At 36.1% G+C, this 20,609-nt stretch carries 11 protein-coding genes; 7 read left to right on the top strand and 4 right to left on the bottom strand.

Features of this window, described 5'->3' with window-relative positions; translation table 11 throughout:
* The first annotated feature begins 5 nt into the window (after positions 1–5).
* Both mfd and ACFIJQ_RS02830 read left to right on the top strand, forming a co-directional pair.
* On the top strand, positions 6–3,506 hold the full coding sequence (gene mfd / locus ACFIJQ_RS02835) for a transcription-repair coupling factor (protein ID WP_375628435.1): 3,501 nt from the start codon (positions 6–8) through the stop codon (positions 3,504–3,506).
* A gap of 1,670 nt (positions 3,507–5,176) precedes the next feature.
* Positions 5,177–5,788: an invasion associated locus B family protein gene (locus ACFIJQ_RS02830; protein WP_015856370.1), complete on the top strand. Its 612-nt coding sequence runs from the start codon at positions 5,177–5,179 to the stop codon at positions 5,786–5,788.
* A gap of 86 nt (positions 5,789–5,874) precedes the next feature.
* On the opposite strand, the gene ACFIJQ_RS02825 is transcribed toward ACFIJQ_RS02830, so the two are convergent.
* Complete coding sequence (locus ACFIJQ_RS02825; protein ID WP_375628433.1) at positions 5,875–8,505, bottom strand: Rne/Rng family ribonuclease; 2,631 nt, start codon at positions 8,503–8,505, stop codon at positions 5,875–5,877.
* Between the two features lie 588 nt (positions 8,506–9,093).
* Between ACFIJQ_RS02825 and ACFIJQ_RS02820 the strand changes: the two genes are divergently transcribed.
* The 3 genes from ACFIJQ_RS02820 (at position 9,094) to prfB (ending at position 14,255) form a co-directional block, all read left to right on the top strand.
* Positions 9,094–10,323, top strand: a complete 1,230-nt coding sequence (locus ACFIJQ_RS02820; protein WP_375628431.1) for an N-acetylmuramoyl-L-alanine amidase — start codon at positions 9,094–9,096, stop codon at positions 10,321–10,323.
* A 168-nt stretch (positions 10,324–10,491) separates the two neighbouring features.
* Complete coding sequence (locus tag ACFIJQ_RS02815; RefSeq protein ID WP_375628429.1) at positions 10,492–12,957, top strand: penicillin-binding protein 1A; 2,466 nt, start codon at positions 10,492–10,494, stop codon at positions 12,955–12,957.
* Positions 12,958–13,126: 169 nt separating this feature from the next.
* Positions 13,127–14,255 (top strand): peptide chain release factor 2 gene (prfB, locus tag ACFIJQ_RS02810; protein ID WP_015856374.1). Its coding sequence is split into 2 segments (ribosomal slippage): positions 13,127–13,195 and positions 13,197–14,255, totalling 1,128 coding nucleotides; the frame shifts between segments, so codons are not numbered across the junction.
* 336 nt (positions 14,256–14,591) lie between these two features.
* Here the strand turns inward: prfB and ACFIJQ_RS02805 are convergent.
* The 3 genes from ACFIJQ_RS02805 to ACFIJQ_RS02795 form a co-directional block, all read right to left on the bottom strand.
* Positions 14,592–15,077, bottom strand: a complete 486-nt coding sequence (locus ACFIJQ_RS02805; protein ID WP_375628428.1) for a peroxiredoxin — start codon at positions 15,075–15,077, stop codon at positions 14,592–14,594.
* Positions 15,078–15,263: 186 nt separating this feature from the next.
* Positions 15,264–16,517: a tyrosine--tRNA ligase gene (gene tyrS, locus ACFIJQ_RS02800; protein ID WP_273787980.1), complete on the bottom strand. Its 1,254-nt coding sequence runs from the start codon at positions 16,515–16,517 to the stop codon at positions 15,264–15,266.
* Positions 16,518–16,832: 315 nt separating this feature from the next.
* Positions 16,833–17,513, bottom strand: coding sequence for an alpha/beta hydrolase (locus ACFIJQ_RS02795; RefSeq protein ID WP_015856377.1), 681 nt, complete (start codon positions 17,511–17,513; stop codon positions 16,833–16,835).
* Positions 17,514–17,674: 161 nt separating this feature from the next.
* On the opposite strand from ACFIJQ_RS02795, the gene ACFIJQ_RS02790 reads away from it, so the two are divergent.
* Both ACFIJQ_RS02790 and sufB read left to right on the top strand, forming a co-directional pair.
* Positions 17,675–18,820, top strand: coding sequence for a cysteine desulfurase family protein (locus ACFIJQ_RS02790; RefSeq protein ID WP_375628425.1), 1,146 nt, complete (start codon positions 17,675–17,677; stop codon positions 18,818–18,820).
* Between the two features lie 192 nt (positions 18,821–19,012).
* Positions 19,013–20,524, top strand: coding sequence for a Fe-S cluster assembly protein SufB (gene sufB / locus ACFIJQ_RS02785; RefSeq protein ID WP_375628423.1), 1,512 nt, complete (start codon positions 19,013–19,015; stop codon positions 20,522–20,524).
* Positions 20,525–20,609: the final 85 nt, after the last annotated feature.

The raw sequence follows: 20,609 nt of genomic DNA, 5'->3' as shown, positions 1-20,609 counted from the left end.
TCCCGATGCCTATATTTAAAAAAATTGTTATTCCGAAAAATAATTCTGTTCGTATGATTTTTGATGGAGTTCCTGATGGATTTGAAGCCTTTGCGCTTGCTAAATTAAGTTCAGAAATTGCACAAGGTAAACCGCTCATCTATGTCGTCCGCGACGGAACAAAAATTGTTCATTTACAACAAGTTTTAAATTTTATTGAGCCAAATTTACCCATACTTCAATTTCCTGCATGGGATTGTTTGCCCTATGATCGTGTGTCACCAGGAATTGCTGTTATGGCACGTCGACTATCAGCATTGGCACACATAGCAAATTTACGTAAAGATCCGCATCCTGCAATTATATTAACAACAGCAAATGCGATTATGCAAAAGTTACCTCCTCGTGAAATGATAGAAGCTCAGCTTATTCACGCACGTGTTGGCCAGCGCAATAACATGGGAAATCTTATTCAGTTTTTAGAAACCAATGGTTTTGAACGCGTTACGGTTGTCCGTGATGTTGGTGAGTTTGCTGTAAGAGGAGGAATACTTGATATCTTTTCTCCCATGGATGTTGAACCTTTACGTCTTGATTTTTTTGGAGATACCCTAGAAAGTATCCGCATATTTGATCCAGAAAGTCAAAGGACAACAGGCCAAAAAACTGAACTTTTATTACAGGCAATGAGTGAGGTTGTTCTTACACCAGAATGCATAAGCCGTTTTAAGAGCAATTATACCCGTACATTTGGTGTATCACAAAAAAATAACATGCTTTATGAAGCAATTGCTCAAGGTCGGCGTTTTGCCGGTATGGAACATTGGCTTCCATTTTTTTATGAAAACCTTGATAGTTTTTTTGACCATTGTGGCAACTTACCGATAGTTTTTGAGCATCTCATAGAAGAAGCCTTCATTGAACGCTATCGTCTTATTGAGGACTATTATAACGCGCGCAAAGAGCGCGAAAATGATGAAAAAAATTCTACTTCTTATCATCCAATAGATCCTAGTCTTTTCTATTTAACGCCAGAGCGTGTTTTGGAGGGTGTGCAACAATCTTCACAGCGTATTGATTTTTCGCCTTTTAATATTCCACAAAGTTTGGAAAAAACTGTTATTCACACCAATGTTAAACAGGGATATGATTTTGTAAAAGAGCGTAATGCGCAGGAAAAAAATGTTTTTTCAAGTGTTATTGATCATATCGCATCTTTACGCACTGCTGGTAAAAAAGTGCTTTTAGCGTGTTGGAGTGAAGGATCTCTCAATCGTTTGCTACAAGTTCTCGATGAGCATGGATTGAAAAAAATAGATGTTGCAAAATCCTTGCAAACTGTCAAAGCAACACCACGAGATCGCATATTAGCAGCTGTTATCATGATAGAACATGGTTTTGAGGCTGAAGATTTGGCTGTTATAGCAGAGCAAGATATCCTTGGCGATCGTTTTATAAGATCGCCAAAGCGGCGTAAAAATAATACAAATTTTATTTCTGAAATTTCTGCTTTAAATTCTGGTGATATTATTGTGCATATCGACCACGGTATTGGCCAATTTGTTGGTCTTAAAACCATCAAAACTACTGGAATTTTACGAGATTGTCTTGAAATTAGATATGCTGGAGGTGATTTACTCTTTTTACCTGTTGAAAATATTGAGCTTCTCTCACGTTATGGCTCAGAAGGAACAGAGGTAACTTTAGATAAATTAGGGGGGGGTGCTTGGCAAGCACGTAAAGCTCGGCTTAAAAAACATTTATTGGAAATGGCAGGGCAATTAATTCGTATAGCTGCAGAGCGTATGACTCGTGCTGCGCCTGCTTTACTTCCACCAATTGGACCATTTGATGAGTTTGTTGCTTGCTTTCCCTATGAAGAAACGGAAGATCAAATGAATGCAATTGATGCTGTTTTAGACGATTTAGCCTCAGGAAAGCCTATGGATCGCTTGATATGCGGTGATGTTGGTTTTGGAAAAACCGAAGTAGCCATTCGAAGTGCTTTTGTCGCAGCATTAAATGGATATCAGGTTGCTGTTGTTGTACCGACAACTTTACTTTCACGTCAACATTACAAGACATTTATTTCTCGTTTTCAAGGATTACCGGTTAAAATTGGACATGCTTCAAGGCTTGTAAAAGCGAAAGAACTTGCACAAGTAAAAAAAGGTGTTTCAGATGGTACAATCGATATTGTCATTGGAACCCATGCATTATTAAGTGGTGCCGTTAATTTTTTACGGTTAGGCCTTCTCATCATTGATGAGGAGCAACATTTTGGTGTCAAACACAAAGAGCGTTTAAAAGAGCTTAAAAGTGATATTCATGTTCTCACACTTTCAGCAACTCCCATACCACGCACTTTAGGGTTAGCATTATCGGGTGTACGTGAACTTTCATTGATAACAACGCCCCCCATTGATAGAATGGCGGTTCGTACTTTTATTTCACCTTTTGATGCACTTGTTATACGAGAGACCCTGCTTCGAGAATATTATCGTGGCGGACAAAGTTTCTATGTTTGTCCTCGTATTTCTGATCTGGCTTTTGTAGAAGAATATCTCAAAACACATGTGCCAGAACTGAAATTCGTTGTGGCTCATGGACAAATGCCGCCTGGACAACTTGATGATATCATGAATGCATTTTATGATGGGCAATATGATGTTTTGCTATCGACAACCATTATTGAATCTGGTCTTGATATTCCAACAGCCAATACCCTAATTGTGCATCGCGCTGAGATGTTTGGCCTTTCTGCACTCTATCAGTTACGAGGGAGGGTAGGGCGCTCAAAACAACGTGCTTATGCACTTTTTACATTTCCTGCTGGTAAAGTTTTGACAGCTGCTGCTGATCGCCGTCTTAAAGTTTTACAATCTCTTGACACCTTGGGGGCCGGTTTTCAATTGGCAAGCCATGACATGGATATCCGCGGTTCAGGCAATTTTTTAGGTGAAGAGCAATCGGGGCATATTAAAGAAGTTGGATTTGAACTCTATCAAAAAATGCTTGAAGAAGCTGTTGCTGAATTAAAAGATGGAGAGCTAAATGAAGATAAGCAATGGTCTCCTCAAATTTCACTTGGTACAACAGTGATGATACCAGAAAGTTTCGTGCCTGACTTGCCATTACGTATGGGGCTTTATCGTCGTTTAACAGAACTTGATGATTTAGAACAAATTGATGAATTTGCAGCGGAGTTAATTGATCGCTTTGGTCCTTTACCGCTTGAAGTTCAACACCTTCTTAAAGTCTTTTATATCAAAACATTGTGTCGAAAAGCGCATGTAGAAAAATTGGATACTGGACCAAAGGGGATTGTTATACAGTTTCGCAATAATTATTTTGCAAATAGTGTTGCTCTTGTTCAGTGGGTTGGAAAACAAGGTTCGATGGCAAAAATTCGACCAGATCAAAGTATCGCTCTTATTCGTGATTGGTCCACAGCGGATGAAAGGCTTGTTGGAGCAGCGAATATTATGACACAGCTTGTCGAAATGGCAGAACAACATTCTGGTTAAAAACTTCATTGTTGTTTCAGAATTGTTACTCATTTTTATAAAATTATTATATAAAAACAAATAGTTATTAATTTTTTATAAGAATAAAATTTAAGTTTATAATAAAAGAACTTCTTACATATTCATTTCGCGTTCTTCATCATAAGACATATTGATATAATGAAGAAAATAGCTTAGACGGTGTAACCGCAATAAATAGAACGTGCATATAACTATCTTCTCTAAAAAGCAAAAATTTAAGCCAAGATAACATGCTTTCTTCATTACAAAAGTTACTAACGATAGTTTTTTACTCCCTGTAATATAATATATGGTATAAAAACAGCTCACGCTGATTTATCTTCTAAGGAACAATACCAACATTAAAAAAACAAAAGAAAGAATACTAAAGATAGCATATAATTTATTGAAGATAAGTATTTATCATTTAGATATTTTGGGAAAAATTTTTTCTAAAGCAGAATACTAGAAGCCTTTGCAGGAACGAAATAAGTTTTTAAAAGAACTGAAAAATCTGAAGAATAAATATTATAATCTTGGTTCGAAATTACAGGATCTATTTGAAAAAAATAAAAATTTATCTCTAGGGTAGATATAGCGAGAGAGTACGAAGTAGGAGAATACGAAGAAAAGCTGAATTATTTAATAAATGGAAAATTATCCTCATATTTATTATTAGTTGCAAAGTTTTAGTGGATATATTGCAGAGTGATATAGGTGCTATTTTACGCAAAGATTTTGATTGGAAAGATAAAGATTTTTATTGAGTAAAAGACGCAATTAATTCGATAAGCCCCAGTTTCTAGCAATATAAAAGAATTGCTAACAGAAGGCTCTTAATAGCTATGAAAAACAAACATTTGATGATGTAAAAGATAAATTATTATTATAAATTAATATGTTGTTATATTTTAAGGAAGTTTATTATAAATAAAATATTTTCAACAGTTATAAATTTTCTCTCTAAGAAAATATGTTTTTTAATTAAGAAAAAAGCACTTCTTTAGTAGCGTATTTTTAAATTAAACTTTTTGGTTAAAAGCTGTAGAATATAAAGCTTTTATTACAAAAATGTATCGCCATTGTTTTGTAAACAAGGGCAGAAAATTGTCCATTAGGAAAAAGTTCTCTTACAATTATGCAGAAATTTTAGACAATCAGTGGTTTTAATTTATGAAATGTTTCAATAATACCGTAAATGATTTTATTTTTTCGTATCACACGAATCACATAAGGAAAAAAGTAAAATTTATCTGATATTTCAGAGCTTCATGCATTACAACAGCTGTTGCTAAGGCTCCACGAGCTTAACATGAAGAGTAACAAATGTAAAAAGTTTAATTAGTAAGATTTTTAGAGTAGTATGGGAGTTTATTTTAATTAATATTGCAATATTGATTCGTTTGTGTAATCTTAGCTTAAATGCACAGAGGTGTTTTATGGATAGATTGCATCAAACACCAATATGATAAAGAGGGGAATTATATGGGTGTATAAAAATTAGAATAGCTCGTTGTATTTTTTCTCTAAATTTGACTTTTTTTTTTATATTGAAGTAAAAATAGTAAAATTAAGTGTTATTTCATTATAATTTAATAAATTTAAGTTGGAATTATATTTAATATTTTTTTGAAGTTACTTAAAAGCGCGTTGAAAGGATTAACTTAATCATGTCGCATAAAAATGTTTATTCTGCTGTTTCAGTATTAGTTGGAGCCGCTGCCCTTTTTCTTATAGCTGGTATTTCTGCAAATGCGCAAACTTTATCACAAGGTTGGTACAAAGTTTGCAGTAAGCAGCATGATGTTGATATTTGTAATACAATGAATACTGTATTATCGAATACGGGACAACCTTTAACGGCTTTTAATCTTGTTGAAATAAAAGGGAAGCAAAATGAAAAACGTATAGGTATTCAAGTACCTACAGGTCGTTTTTTGCCAGAAGGTGTTCACATTAAAATTGGTGACGACTTCTCTAAAAAAATTCCTTATATTATTTGTAATGGACCAAGTTGTATTGCCAATGATGTCTTAGATGATAAGCTTATAGCTGCTATGAAAAGTGGTACAAAAATGGTTGTAACCACAGTTAATTTCCGTGGTTCAGCTAATCCTATTGAATTTTCTCTTAATGGGTTTACAGCAGCCTATACCGGTCCTGGTATGGAGGAAAAAGATTTCCAACAAGAACAAATAAAGATGCAGCAAGCTATTCAATCAAAGCAAAAAGAAATTGAAGATCGTATGCGGGCTGAGCAAGAAAAAGCAAAACAAAAGTGATAAATCCACACCATAGAATTGGTTGAAACGTCTTCTATAATTATTTATTTAAACCGCCACAGTTTTCTGTGGCGGTTTTTTTATCTTTAATTTTTCGAAAGAATTCTGCGTTTCCACCAACCAACACGTTCAGTTTTGGAAGAATCATTAGGCGTTGATGAAACAACAACGGGTTGATTAATTGTTTTTTCAATTTGGGAAGGAGAGGTTTCAACAACTTCCTCCATCTCGATTATAGTTTCTTTCTCTAATACTTTTTGTATTTGCGTTGTCTCTTTAGAAGATGATTTTTTACGTGTTCCACGTGTTGACTTTTTACTATTTTCAAGAGTTTTATCTTCTACTTTATGAATAGATTTGTCTGCTTTTTTTGTTTTAGCTTTACGTACTGAACTAGTTTTAGGTTTTTCTTCAAGAGATTTTTGTTCTACGACATTTTGATCATTCTCTAAAGAAAGTTGATTTTCTACTACTTTTGAAGAACGTGTTTTACGTTTTTTAGGTTTAATACTTGTATCATTTTTTTCAGATTCACCCTGTTGTTGTATATCTAGAGCTTGTGTATTATTTTTTGTTTCTTCAAGTTCAAAAGATTTAGCAGGTGAAACACGATGTTTGCGGTGTGCTGCTTTAATTTCTGCTAAAGCCTGCTTAGCAAAATCTCCCACTGGTTCTGCGTAAGGAATGCGAATCTGATGAAAACTATTATCTTGATTGCGTCGACCACCACGACGTCCTCGACGACGTCCTCGACGAAAAGAATCATCACTCAAGGTATCTTCTTTTTTATGAACGTTGGAGAGAGAATGATCAGTAATTTCATCGTGACGATTTTTGCGCCGACGCTTTTGGTTTGTTTCAATGGGAGAAGGATTTTCAATAGATTCACTTTCTATGAAAACAGAATCTTCAATTTCTTGCTTATTAACATCTTCCAATGAAGGTCGAGAAATGCTCTCTGCTATTGAGCCTTTAGAAATAACAAGATGTTGCGTTCCAATACTATCATCTGCTTCAATACTAATATTAAGCTTAAAGCGAGTTTCTAAATTAACAAGAATGTTGCGTTTATGATTTAATACATAAAGCGCTGTTGCTACGGGTGTGCGCACGATAATATTATATTGCGAATTATGAAGAAGATATTCTTCAATTGAGCGCATGACATGTAACGCAATTGATGATTCAGAACGTATATTTCCTGTTCCTGCGCAATGCGGGCAGGGTTGTGTTGTACTTTCTAAAACCGATATGCGAATACGTTGACGACTCATTTCTAAAAGGCCGAAGTGTGAAATATGACCTACTTGAATACGAGCACGATCGTTTTTTAAACAATCTTTTAATTTTTTTTCGACCAGCTTTACATTGCGTTCTTCAAGCATATCAATAAAATCAATCACAATTAAACCAGCAAGGTCACGCAAGCGTAATTGACGCGCTACTTCTTCAGCAGCTTCAAGGTTAGTTTGTAAAGCTGTCTTTTCGACAGAGAATTCTTTCGTAGAGCGACCAGAATTTACGTCAATAGCAACAAGTGCTTCTGTTTGATTAATAACAAGATAACCACCAGATTTTAAAGAAACCTGTGGTTGCAACATTTTATCAAGTTGAATTTCAATATTATTTCTTGCAAAAATGGGTGTAGGATCACGGTAAGGTTGCACAACTTTTGCATGGCTTGGCATGAGCATACGCATAAAGTCTTTCGCTTCACGATATCCTTGGTCTCCAGAGACAAGAATTTCACTAATGTTCTTATTATAAAGATCTCGTATAGAACGCTTGATGAGATTACTTTCTTCATGGACAAGGCATGGCGCCGTTGACTCGAGTGTCAAAGTGCGAATAGTATCCCATAACCGCATAAGATATTCATAATCACGTTTAATTTCAGCTTTTGTTCTGTTGGCTCCAGCTGTTCGTAAGATAACGCCCATACCTTTTGGAACGGCTAATTCTTTTACGATTTCTTTAAGACGCTTACGGTCTTGTACGTTCGTAATTTTTCGTGAAATACCACCACCACGTGCTGTGTTGGGCATTAGAACAGAATAACGACCTGCTAAAGACAGATATGTTGTAAGGGCAGCACCTTTATTACCACGCTCTTCTTTGATGACTTGTACCAACAAAATTTGACGTCGTTTAATGACTTCTTGAATTTTATATTGGCGCCCTTGTTTTCTTTGATAAATTGGGAGCTCTTCACGGATGTCCTCAGCACCAACCATTTCGATCTCATCATAAGAGATATCGGCATTTAATGCTTCTTCTGTATTATCAATTATTGTTGATTCAGATGTGATATCATTTTCAATATCGGCTGCTATGACATTGTTTTTTCCATTTTTTTTTGTTCTTCTGGAGCGTTTTTTATTTTTAGTTGCTTCTTCTGTAAAGGAATCTACAGAATTTTCTCCTACAGCTGCTTTTTCCTCTTCTTCAAGAAGAGCAAGGCGATCAGCAATAGGAATTTGATAATAATCAGGATGAATTTCAGAAAATGTTAAAAAACCATGTCGGTTTCCACCATATTCAACAAAAGCTGCTTGGAGAGACGGTTCTACACGCGTAATACGTGCGAGATAAATATTCCCCTTGAGCTGTTTTCTATGTTCTGATTCAAAATCAAGTTCTTCAATTTTGTTGCCGTGAACAACAACAACACGTGTTTCCTCCGGATGGGAGGCATCTATAAGCATTTTGTTTGACATAAGCTAATATCCTGAAGGCGACATGCACAATTTCATTCAAACGAACGCTATAACTATTCGTAAATATAAAAGGCTGTCTGCCATAAAAGGGAGGTACCAGAAAAACAGGACGGAACACCACGTGCAAAGGCATGACTGCATTTACACCATTTCTCATCATTATCTCCATCTGTTTTTTATGACTCATATTTCTTAAAAGTCTCCGGTAAAATAATCTTTAAAACAGTTCGGATATCCGAACCAACGAATCTTAAGTAATGCAATCCTAATGTTATAACATAGAAATTTTTCATCCATAAAAAAGTCTCAATGCATAATAGGCAAAAAACCTCTAAAGACAACTTAATATGAGTTACAGATAATTTAGATGACTATTATCAGCTAGGAAGCATAAATATTCTTTTATGTTGATATCATGCGTTTGGCAAGTAACAATGTAAATCATGTATAATGATAATGCCTTTAATGACCTTAATTTCGTTTTTGGGTGTTTATTTAGCTTTTATTGAAAAATAGAGAATAAATTGGTGTATCGTTTTTATATAACCAAGATAAATTATTACAAATGTAATGTAGAGTATTTTGCTTATGATAAGAGTTTTCTTTACCAAAAAGCTGAAAATAGCTTATGGGAATGTTATTGTGCTTGTCACATACTTTTTATTATTATTTTTGCTATTCCAAACCAGTGTTCAAGCCGCAGATCCTCTGAGACTTATTAATTTTCGAACCATTGGTGATAGTGTTCATACGCGTATTATTGCGGTTTTCAATTCAAAACCAAATGTTCGTTTACAGATTTTGGACAGGCCAGCACGGTTGGTGATCAATTTACCTACAATTGATTTTTCGATGCAAAATACGCCTTTAAAGAAACAGAATACATTATCCGTTATGCTTTCAGATGTGCGTTATGCTTTTTCTGACATGCAGACTTCACGCATTATTTTGACAAGTAAAACGCCCTTTGTAATTGAAAAAAGTGTCGTAAAAAAATTAAATAATGGTTTATGGCAGTTGCTGATTGATATTCGTAAAACTACACTAGAAAAATTTGATGAAATATTAAAAAAACAGCAAAAAACCAATTTTGATACAAAAACGCAGTTAATGCCAGCATATAATTTCCGTGTTGTTCTTGATCCTGGTCATGGTGGTATTGATGGCGGTGCACGGGGTGTTACTGGAGTTTTAGAAAAAGATGTGACTTTAGACTTTGCGCGTGCATTGCGAGACGAATTACAAAAGGATTCTCATATTACTGTTGCTTTAACGCGAGATTCCAATATTTTTTTAAGACTAAGTGAAAGAGTTAAAAAAGCGCAAGAGTTCGATGCTGATCTTTTTATATCTATTCATGCAGATACGATTGATCTACATTCTCTTCGCGGTGCTACAGTGTATACCATATCAGACAAAGCCTCTGATGCCATTGCAAAATCTTTAGCTGAAAATGAAAATAAAGTTGATTTGCTAGACGGTTTGCCTGCAGATGAAACACTGGAAGTTACAGATATTTTGATGGATCTTACACGACGTGAAACACATACATTTTCGGTTAATTTTGCAAATAGTGTTATTTCAAGTTTATCAAAGAATCATATTAACTTGATTAATAACCCACATCGGTATGCTAATTTTCAAGTTTTAAGAGCTTCAGATATACCCTCCGTCTTGATAGAGATAGGTTATTTATCCAATAAAGAGGACGAAAAGTTATTAAATGATCCTCATTGGAGAAAACAAATGGCAGCCTCTATTGCTCATTCTATTCGTCAATTTGCTCATTATAGGCAGAAAATGATACAGCCTCTTTAAATTTGTGAGAAAATAGAGTATCAATATGGGGTTCTAGTGTACCCTAGTATAAATAAAAGATAGAAAACAATTTCTCTTGATCCCAATCTTGTGGTGATATCCGCTTGGTGTGTTTGAAGTAACGTATTTTTTCTTTGATTAATTCTTAAGAAAGCGATAGCCGTTTTTATGATGATTTTTTTAAGATATCTTCTTCGTTTTTTTGTTGCTATTGGACTTTGTGGAGCAATAACGTGGGGTGTTATGACCAGTGGTCAAGCAAATGCACTCCCTGATTATGAAGTTCTTTCACTTTATGAGCCGCCGGTAATGACCCGCGTCCATGCTTCTGATGGCCGTCTTATGGCAGAGTTTGCAACAAAACATCGCCTCTATTTACCAATTCAATCAATACCAAAGCTTGTTATAAATGCTTTTATTTCGGCTGAAGACAAAAACTTTTATCATCATTTTGGTTTAGATCCTGAAGGACTTTCTCGAGCTTTGATCAATAATATTCGTAATATTGGTTCTGGAAGACGCCCAGAGGGTGCATCAACTATAACGCAACAAGTCGCTAAAAACTTTCTTTTAAGTTCAGAAACAACGTTAGAGCGTAAATTTAAGGAAGCTATTTTAGCAATGCGTATTGAGAAAACTTATTCAAAGGATCATATTCTCGAACTTTATCTCAATGAAATTTATCTGGGTCGTGGTACTTATGGTATAGCAGCTGCTTCTTTGACCTATTTCAATAAATCCGTCAATGATCTGACGCTAGAACAATGTGCTTATTTGGCTGCTCTTCCAAAAGGGCCAGCAAATTATGATCCATTTAAGAATACACAACGTGCTATTGATCGGCGCAATTGGGTTATAGATCGGATGATTGCAAATGGATATGTAACGCGTGAACAAGGTGAAAAAGCGAAAGCTAAACCTTTAGGAGCGACAATACGTGGGAGTGATAGCTATGTTTTTGCGGCTGATTATTTTACTGAAGAAGTGCGCCGTCGTTTAATACATCGCTATGGGGCTAAGACACTTTATGAAGGTGGGCTTTCCATTCGTACAACGCTTGATCCGCATTTACAACTTATTGCGCGACGTGCTTTGCACGCTGGATTAATTAGATTTGATCATTCGCAAGGATGGCGTGGAGCTTATGCGCATATCGATGAAAAAGGTGATTGGGGGATAGAACTTGCAAATATCACGGGGCTAAGTGATGTTCCTGAATGGCGTTTAGCTGTTGTTCTTTCTGCTAATCCCAATAAAGTAGAGATTGGTTTACAGCCACAGCGCGAAGCTTCGGGTATATTATCAAAAAAACGGGAAATTGCTGTTTTATCTGAATCTGATTCAAAATGGGCACTCCATGTTGTAAAGGAAAATGGTTATCGAAAAACTGTTCAGAACTTATCTCATGTTCTGCAAGTTGGGGATGTCATTTTTGTTGAAAAACTATCCAATACAAACAACACTTATCGTTTACAACAAATTCCAAAGGTTGAAGGTGCAATTGTTGCTATGGAACCTCATACAGGGCGCGTTCTTGCTATGGTGGGAGGATTTTCTTTTGCTGCATCTGAATTCAATCGTGCAACCCAGGCTTATCGCCAACCGGGGTCTGCTTTTAAGCCTTTTGTTTATGCAGCAGCTCTTGATAACGGGTATACACCAGCATCCGTTGTTTTAGATGGCCCCATTGAAGTTCGTCAATATAATGGGGAAGTTTGGCAACCCAAAAATTATGGTGGTACCTTTGCAGGACCTTCAACGTTGCGTTATGGTATTGAGCGTTCTCGTAATCTTATGACAATACGGCTTGCCAATGATATGGGAATGCCTCTTGTCGCTGAATATGCAGAACGCTTTGGCATAGTGGACAAATTGCAGCCTTATCTTCCCATGGCTTTAGGGGCTGGTGAAACAACAGTATTACGAATGGTTACAGCTTATTCAGTTATTGCCAATGGGGGACGCTCTATTAAGCCTTCTCTGATAGACAGAATTCAAGATCGTTATGGAAAGACAATTTATCGTCATGATGATCGTATTTGTGAAAATTGTAATACGCCTTCATGGAATAATCAACGTGAACCCACATTGATTGATGAGCGAGATCAAGTTCTTGACCCTATGACAGCTTATCAGATTACCTCCATGATGGAAGGGGTTGTTCAGCGTGGTACTGCAGCACGTTTACGTTATCTTAATCGACATATTGCCGCTAAGACAGGGACAACCAATGACTCTAAAGATGTCTGGTTTATGGGATTTACTCCTGACATTGTCGTTGGTATTTTTATCGGCTACGATCAACCTGCTCCATTAGGATATAATGGAACCGGAAGTTCATTAGCTGCACCTATTTTTGGTGAGTTTATGGCAAATGCTCTTAAAGGAAAGCCAGATGTTCCCTTTAAGATGCCAAAGGGTATGATTTTAATGCCAATTAATCGGAAAACAGGAATGCTTGCGGAAAGAGGAGATCAAGATGTCATTATAGAAGCATTTAAACCAGGGACTGGTCCTGCTGATATATATCAAGTTATTGGGAGTACAAATTCTTTTCAAGAAGGTGTTCCTGCAGTAACTACTTCTCCACAAGTCAATAAAGCTCTTGAAAGTGGGACAGGTGGGCTGTATTAATCAACAAAATCTCCTTTCGCCATGAGTCTATAGTTTTTATTTTTTTTTACAGTGTCGGTCCTGTAAATAGAATGATAAGTCCGTGCTGTTCCCTCACAGCAGCTATCAAATTTGTATAAAATTCTAGAGACATAACCAGAAAGAGTGTTAAAAAATACGGTGTTAAATTATGCGAGCAGAAATAGAAACATTAGTTGATGAAATCCAGAAAGCAATTCAATTGCTAAGGGGGCATCTTTGACTGGGATCAATCACTAAAACGTCTCGAATATCTTAATCAAAAAGCGGAAGATCCGTCATTATGGGATGATGCACAACAAGCACAGGATATGATGCGTGAGCGTCAACGTCTTGATGATTCAATCAATGGTCTTTTATCATTTACAAAAACACTTGAAGAATGCATTGAGCTTATCGCGATGGGCGAAGAAGAAAGTGATGTTGAAATTATCGCTGATGCAGAAAATTCAATACGTAATCTTAAAAATGAGATAGATAAAAGGCAAATTGATGTACTTCTTTCAGGAGAGGCGGATCCGAATGATACCTATTTAGAAGTTCATGCTGGAGCAGGGGGAACAGAAAGCCAAGATTGGGCTTCTATGCTCTTACGTATGTATATGCGCTGGGCTGAACAGCATGAAATGAAGGTTGAAATTTTAGAAATTCATGATGGAGAAGAAGCAGGAATAAAGTCAGCGACTATTCTTGTAAAAGGGCATAATGCTTATGGAATGTTAAAAACAGAATCAGGCGTTCATCGCTTGGTTCGGATTTCTCCATTTGATTCGAATGCAAAGCGCCATACCTCTTTTGCAAGCATTTGGGTTTATCCAGTTATTGATGACAATATTGAAGTTGATGTTTCAGAGGCAGATGTGCGTATTGATACATATCGTGCATCAGGAGCAGGAGGACAACATGTTAACACGACAGATTCCGCTGTTCGCATCACACATATAAAAACGGGTATTGTTGTTCAATGTCAAACAGAGCGTTCTCAACATAAAAATCGCGCTACGGCTTGGTCGATGTTGCGTGCACGGCTTTATGAAGAAGAGCTTAAAAAAAGAGAAGAAGAAACCAATGCTGCTGAATCTTCTAAAACAGAAATCGGATGGGGACATCAAATTAGATCTTATGTTCTTCAACCCTATCAGCTTGTCAAAGATTTGCGTACAGGGATTGAAAATACGGATCCACAATCTGTACTGAATGGTAATTTAGATGCATTTATAGAGGCAGCACTCGCACGGCGCATTTATGGACAAGACAAAGAAATTGAGGATATTCGTTAATTATATATCCTTCCTTCAAGCCATGTAGATTTTTTTCTTAAGTTGTTTGTTTTATTGATGTTGTGATATTACGATAGTTCTTGATACTTTAAAGGTTCAAAGAGGGATTTTCTTGTTCCTTTCTTCAATTTTTTCTCACACGCCAATCCTGCTTATGATATTGCAAGTGATAGAAAGCTGAAATAAGAAAAATTTGCGATATTCGGAGGACTAATATAAATATAAAACAATTCATTATCCTTATAAATCAATATATTATAAAAATTGAATCCATTGAAAAACTAAAATCAATTCGGAGGATGACTTTTGCTTTTTAAGGTAAATCAAACACTCAATTTATAAGTTACCGTTATGATGTAAAAGTGTTGCAGTAGCTAAAACATTTTCAGCATGCCCAGATACGCTTACTTTGCGCCATTCTTCTGCTATTATTCCATTTGCATCAATTAAAAAAGTGCTCCGTTCAACACCCATATATTTGCGTCCATACATGCTTTTCTCAACCCAAACACCATAAGCTTCGAGGGTTGTTTTTTCTTCATCAGAAACCAAGATGACATCAAGTTCATATTTTACTTTAAATTTATCATGTTTTTTTACATTATCTGGAGAGATTCCAATAACAGCAACACCGATTTCATCAAATTTCATCTTTAATTTTGTGAAATTAAGTGCTTCGCTTGTGCAACCGCTGGTGTCATCTTTTGGATAAAAATATAAAACAACAGGTTTTCCTTTAAAGTCAGAAAGACATACTGTCTCTCCTCCATCGCGAGGCAAATTAAAATCAGGAGCAAAAGCACCTTTCATTGATCTTGTCATTGTTTTCATCTTTCTTGTGTAATAAGTATAAGATATCAGAGTACACAGAAGAAAAGAACTATTCAACTCTCTAGAATATTATTGTTTTTAAGAGACCTTTATTTTCCTAACAAAACTTGCTCTATCACAACGATTGGATTGAAAGAACAAGATCGGCGTGAACAACATAAACAAAACAACAAAAGATTACACTGGTTTTATCACAACATGTTTTTTCTTACCGAAAGAAAGCTTAATGATTCCTTCTGCACTGACATCCCCTTCAATAATAAGATGTGTTTCATCCTCAATAATTTGATCATTTACACGTACACCTCCACCTTGAACGTGTCGGCGTGCCTCACTATTAGATTTAGCGAGTCCTGCTTGTACTAAAAGAGTGAGCAATCCAACACCTTTTTTTAATTCTGAGGCATTAGTTTCAACAGTTGGAAGATTTTCTCCCAAAGTTTTTTCTTCAAACGTTTTGCGAGCAGTCTCTGCGGCTGCATTGGCAAGAGCACGTCCATGCAACATTGCTGTAACTTCTGTTGCAAGAATTTTTTTTGCTTCGTTAATTTCTGTCCCTTGTAATACAGAAAGTTTAAGAATCTCATCCATTGGCAATGGGGTATAGAGTTTTAGAAATCTTGTTACATCAGCATCTTCTATATTGCGCCAATATTGCCAAAATTGATAAGGTGAAAGCATATCCGCATTCAGCCATATAGCCCCATTCAATGATTTACCCATTTTGGCACCGGAAGAGGTTGTCAGCAATGGTGATGTTAACGCATATAATTGTGGTGTTCCTAAACGATGCCCTAATTCGATTCCGTTAATAATGTTGCCCCATTGATCAGAGCCCCCCATTTGCATACGCAACCCATAACGTTTATAAAGTTCAACAAAGTCATAAGCTTGCAGAATCATATAATTAAACTCTAAGAATGACAAAGAGTGCTCACGCTCAAGTCTGAGTCTGACAGAATCAAATGACAACATACGGTTGACAGAAAAATGTTTTCCTACATCACGCAAAAATTCTAAGTAGTTTAAATTGCATAACCATTCAGCATTATTCACAATACAAGCATCAGTTTCTCGGTCACCGAATGTCAAATAGTTAGCAAATACCTTTTTAATACCATCAATATTTGCAGCAATATCATCTTGTGTCAGAAGACGTCGCGCTTCATCTTTGAAGGAAGGATCACCGATCAATCCGGTCCCTCCGCCCATTAAAGCAATGGGACGATGACCCGTTTTTTGTAACCAATAAAGCATCATAATCTGAAGAAGACTTCCAGCATGTAAACTCGATGCTGTTGGATCAAATCCAGTATAAGCGCTTACAGTTTCTTTTGAAAAAAGATCATCTAAGCCTTTTTCATCTGAAATTTGGTGGATAAAACCACGTTCGCTCATAATGTGTAAAAAATCAGATTTAAAGGCAAACACAGATTCAATTTCCTAATTTTAAGAGTGCATTCATTTCATATAATAGGTGTTTATATAATGGAGCGTTATCTATCATAACTGATGCACACATCACAAGAGAAAGAGACATATTGATAATATAAAGATAATAATACAGGTATTATTTCCTTTTTACGCTAAAAAACAGACTTCTCAGTGATAGAAAAAAGGCATTCTGTTATTCTCATTTCTATCCTAGAATAAAATTTAGAAAAGTTTTAAGTACGGACTAAAAAAATTACTTTGTTATGATCAAAGACGACTTTTTCTGATTTTTTATAAATCTATCGTGTTTTCCTAAGTTAGTGAAAGTATTTCAGGAGGAGGAGCGAGAAGTTCATTGGTGATATGGTTATCCAAATAGTGGGCACATCGTTCAATAAGTTCTTCATGACATCCACTGAAAAAGTGATTAGCCTCTTCCAATATTTCTTGTGTGATGATGATTCCTTTTTGTGTTTTCAATTTATCGACAAGTATTTGAACATCTTTTGGGGGGGAAACTTTATCGATACCGCCATGAATGATAAGTCCAGAAGATGGACAAGGTGCAAGAAATGAAAAGTCATAAACATTAGGCTGAGGGGCAACTGAGATAAATCCCTCAATTTCCGGTCGGCGCATTAAAAGCTGCATACCAATCCATGCTCCAAATGAATATCCTGCTACCCAACAATTTTTAGAGTCTGGATGTTGTGTTTGCACCCAATCGAGAGCAGCAGCAGCATCTGAAAGTTCTCCTATTCCATAATCAAATTCACCCTGACTACGACCAATACCACGAAAGTTAAAACGTAAAGTTGTAAAGCCACGTTGTTGGAACATATAAAAGAGGTCATAGACAATTTTATGATTCATAGTTCCACCAAATTGGGGATGAGGATGCAAAATGATCGCAATGGGTGCATTTTTTTGTTGTGAAGGTTGATAACGCCCTTCGAGCCGACCCGCGGGACCGTTAAAAATAATTTCTGGCATAAAATGCTCCTTAAATGCAATAAAAGGCTTTCATTGACCTTGGTCGACTTTTACCATAGAATCTCTTAAATAATTATTAGATATTCTTTTTTTAGTGCACTTTTCAAGAAAATTGCGCTATTTTTTTAATCAATTCATAAGATTAATGATTGCGATGTAAAATGGTTATAAGACGCCGATATTTTGATCATAACGCAACAACACCGCTCAAAAAAATGGCACGGATGGCGTTAGTGGAATCTTTAGAGATATTTGGTAATCCATCATCGGTTCATAAGGAAGGGCGTGCGGCTAAAACCTTGTTGCAAAAGGCACGTCGACAAATCGCTGAAAATCTTAAAACAGATCCAGATCACGTAGTATTTACCTCTGGTGCGAGTGAAGCAGCGATGACTTTGTTAACACCCTTTTACAATATGGGGAATGCAAAAGTTCAATTTTCTCATCTTTACCTTGGAGCGACTGAACATCCCTCTGTTGCAGAGGGAGGGCGTTTTTCTAAAGAATTGATAAGTGTCATTGCTGTTGATCAAGATGGGCTCATTCAACAAGATAAATTAATATCATTCTTAACGGTTCACGATAAAACAAAAGGTTTACCTCTTGTTGCTATTCAAGCTGCAAATAGTGAAACGGGTGTTATTCAACCGTTAACAGAAATCGCCGCTATTGTTCGGGATTTAGGAGGTACTCTTATTGTTGATTTGACACAATATGTCGATAAAAATTTCGTGGATATTAATCAGCTAGGAGGAGATTTTTTTATACTGTCTGCACATAAAATTGGTGGTCCTAAAGGAATAGGTGCTTTTGTTTCATGTGGTAATCTTCTTATGCCACAACCTCTTATTATTGGGGGAGGGCAAGAAAAAGGTCTCCGTGGAGGAACAGAAGCACTGTCCCTTATTGCTGCTTTTGGGGCAGCAATGGCTGATTGTTTCACACAGGAAGAAATAAAACAGTTAATATATTTACGCAATAAATTAGAAGATGGACTACAAAAAATAAGTAAAAATGTTGAAATTTTTGGCAAAAGAGTTCAACGTTTGCCAAATACAACTTACTTTACCGTGAAAAATATAAAAGCTGAAACGATGCAAATTGCTTTTGATTTAGAAGGGTTTTCTATATCATCCGGCTCTGCTTGTTCTTCGGGAAAAGTAAAACAAAGCAAAGTGTTGGAGGCAATGGGGTATCATGTTCCAAATGGTGCCATTCGCATTTCGCTAGGGCGGGACACAACTTCTGAGGATATTGATGATTTTCTATCGTTGTTTTCTCAAATTATAAACAGGAAAAAAGAGTAAGATCTATCATCAAAAAGTTATAAAATTAGAATTATTTTAAAAATAAGATAAGTTTGATTGAAATTTTTGCACTTTACCTATAGCCTAGGAAATAACTTGCTACTTTAATCTTGTAAAAAAACAAGATTTTTAGTTACCGGTTTTTGACGCCAATAGTTACCGGTTTTTGACGCCAAAAAATGGAGAAAATTGATGCCGGCAGTACAAGAAACAATACGCCAAGTACGTGAAATAGATGTTGACCAATATAAATATGGTTTTGAAACCAATATTGAAACAGATAAAGCTCCAAAAGGCTTAAATGAAGATATTATCAAATTTATTTCTGCTAAAAAACATGAGCCTGAATGGATGCTAACATGGCGCTTAAAAGCTTACCGACGTTGGCTGACAATGCAAGAGCCTCATTGGGCGCGTCTTGAATATCCTAAAATTGATTTTCAGGAGCTTTATTATTATGCTGCTCCAAAAAATCATACAGGACCAAAATCTTTGGATGAAGTGGATCCTGAGTTATTAGCAACGTACGAAAAACTTGGCATTCCCCTTAAAGAACAAGAGATTTTGGCAGGAGTAAGAAAACAGTCTGATCCCTCTACTTTCGATGACAGTATGTCTGTATCGGGGCAGGTGGCTGTTGATGCAGTCTTTGATTCTGTTTCTGTTGTAACAACATTCAAAAAAGAGCTGGCACGTGCTGGTGTGATTTTTTGTTCTATTTCAGAGGCGATTATTGAACATTCTGAGCTTATTAAGGAATATTTAGGAACAGTTGTACCTATAAGTGATAATTATTATGCGGCCTTAAATGCAGCTGTCTTTACAGATGGTTCATTTGTTTATATTCCCAAAGGGGTTCGTTGTCCTATGGAGCTTTCAACTTATTTTAGGATTAATGAACGCAACACTGGCCAATTTGAACGAACATTGATTATCGCCGCTGAAGATTCCTATGTTTCTTATCTTGAAGGGTGTACAGCACCCCAACGTGATGAAAACCAACTTCATGCGGCTGTCGTTGAACTTATTGCCCTTAAAAATGCAGAGATTAAATATTCTACAGTACAAAACTGGTATCCTGGCGATAAAAATGGAAAGGGCGGTATTTATAATTTTGTGACGAAGCGTGGAGATTGTCGAGGTGATAGCTCTAAAATCTCATGGACACAAGTTGAGACTGGTTCTGCGATTACTTGGAAATATCCATCCTGCTTACTCCGTGGTGATAATGCGCGTGGAGAATTTTATTCTATTGCTGTTGCAAACGGTCATCAACAAATTGATTCTGGTACAAAAATGATTCATTTGGGAAAAAATACATCCAGTCGTATTATTTCCAAGGGCATTTCTGCAGGTTTTTCAAATAACACTTATCGAGGACAAGTTACAGCACATCGAAAAGCACAAAATGCGCGTAATTTTACGCAATGTGATAGTTTGTTAATCGGAAATGATTGTGGTGCGCATACAGTCCCTTATATTGAAGCAAAAAATGCAACAGCTCAGTTTGAACATGAAGCCACAACATCAAAAATTTCTGATGACCAACTTTTTTATGTTATGCAGAGAGGAATTCCCGAAGAAGAAGCTATCGCGTTAATTGTAAATGGTTTTGTAAAAGAGGTCATTCAAAAACTTCCCATGGAATTTGCTGTCGAAGCACAAAAGCTTATTGGTATCAGCCTTGAAGGTAGTGTTGGATAATTTATTGAATTAGATAAATAGAAGACTTGATGTAAAAGGGCTGTAACAGTAGCAAATAATGCTAAAAATGACCTCTATGGTAATT

Origin of the sequence: Bartonella sp. TT67HLJMS, assembly GCF_042193375.1 — a bacterium.
Taxonomy (GTDB): Bacteria; Pseudomonadota; Alphaproteobacteria; order Rhizobiales; family Rhizobiaceae; genus Bartonella; species Bartonella grahamii.
Note: the sequence above shows the minus strand (reverse complement) of the source record. Positions and strands in the feature narration are given on the sequence as shown.

Excerpts from the sequence above, each read along its gene's own strand:
- ACFIJQ_RS02820 (WP_375628431.1), top strand. The coding sequence starts at position 9,094 with ATGATAAGAGTTTTCTTTACCAAAAAGCTGAAAATAGCTTATGGGAAT.
- ACFIJQ_RS02795 (WP_015856377.1), bottom strand. The coding sequence starts at position 17,513 with ATGCCAGAAATTATTTTTAACGGTCCCGCGGGTCGGCTCGAAGGGCGT.
- ACFIJQ_RS02805 (WP_375628428.1), bottom strand. The coding sequence starts at position 15,077 with ATGACAAGATCAATGAAAGGTGCTTTTGCTCCTGATTTTAATTTGCCT.
- mfd (WP_375628435.1), top strand. The coding sequence starts at position 6 with ATGCCTATATTTAAAAAAATTGTTATTCCGAAAAATAATTCTGTTCGT.
- sufB (WP_375628423.1), top strand. The coding sequence starts at position 19,013 with ATGCCGGCAGTACAAGAAACAATACGCCAAGTACGTGAAATAGATGTT.
- ACFIJQ_RS02815 (WP_375628429.1), top strand. The coding sequence starts at position 10,492 with ATGATGATTTTTTTAAGATATCTTCTTCGTTTTTTTGTTGCTATTGGA.
- ACFIJQ_RS02825 (WP_375628433.1), bottom strand. The coding sequence starts at position 8,505 with ATGTCAAACAAAATGCTTATAGATGCCTCCCATCCGGAGGAAACACGT.
- ACFIJQ_RS02790 (WP_375628425.1), top strand. The coding sequence starts at position 17,675 with ATGGTTATAAGACGCCGATATTTTGATCATAACGCAACAACACCGCTC.
- ACFIJQ_RS02830 (WP_015856370.1), top strand. The coding sequence starts at position 5,177 with ATGTCGCATAAAAATGTTTATTCTGCTGTTTCAGTATTAGTTGGAGCC.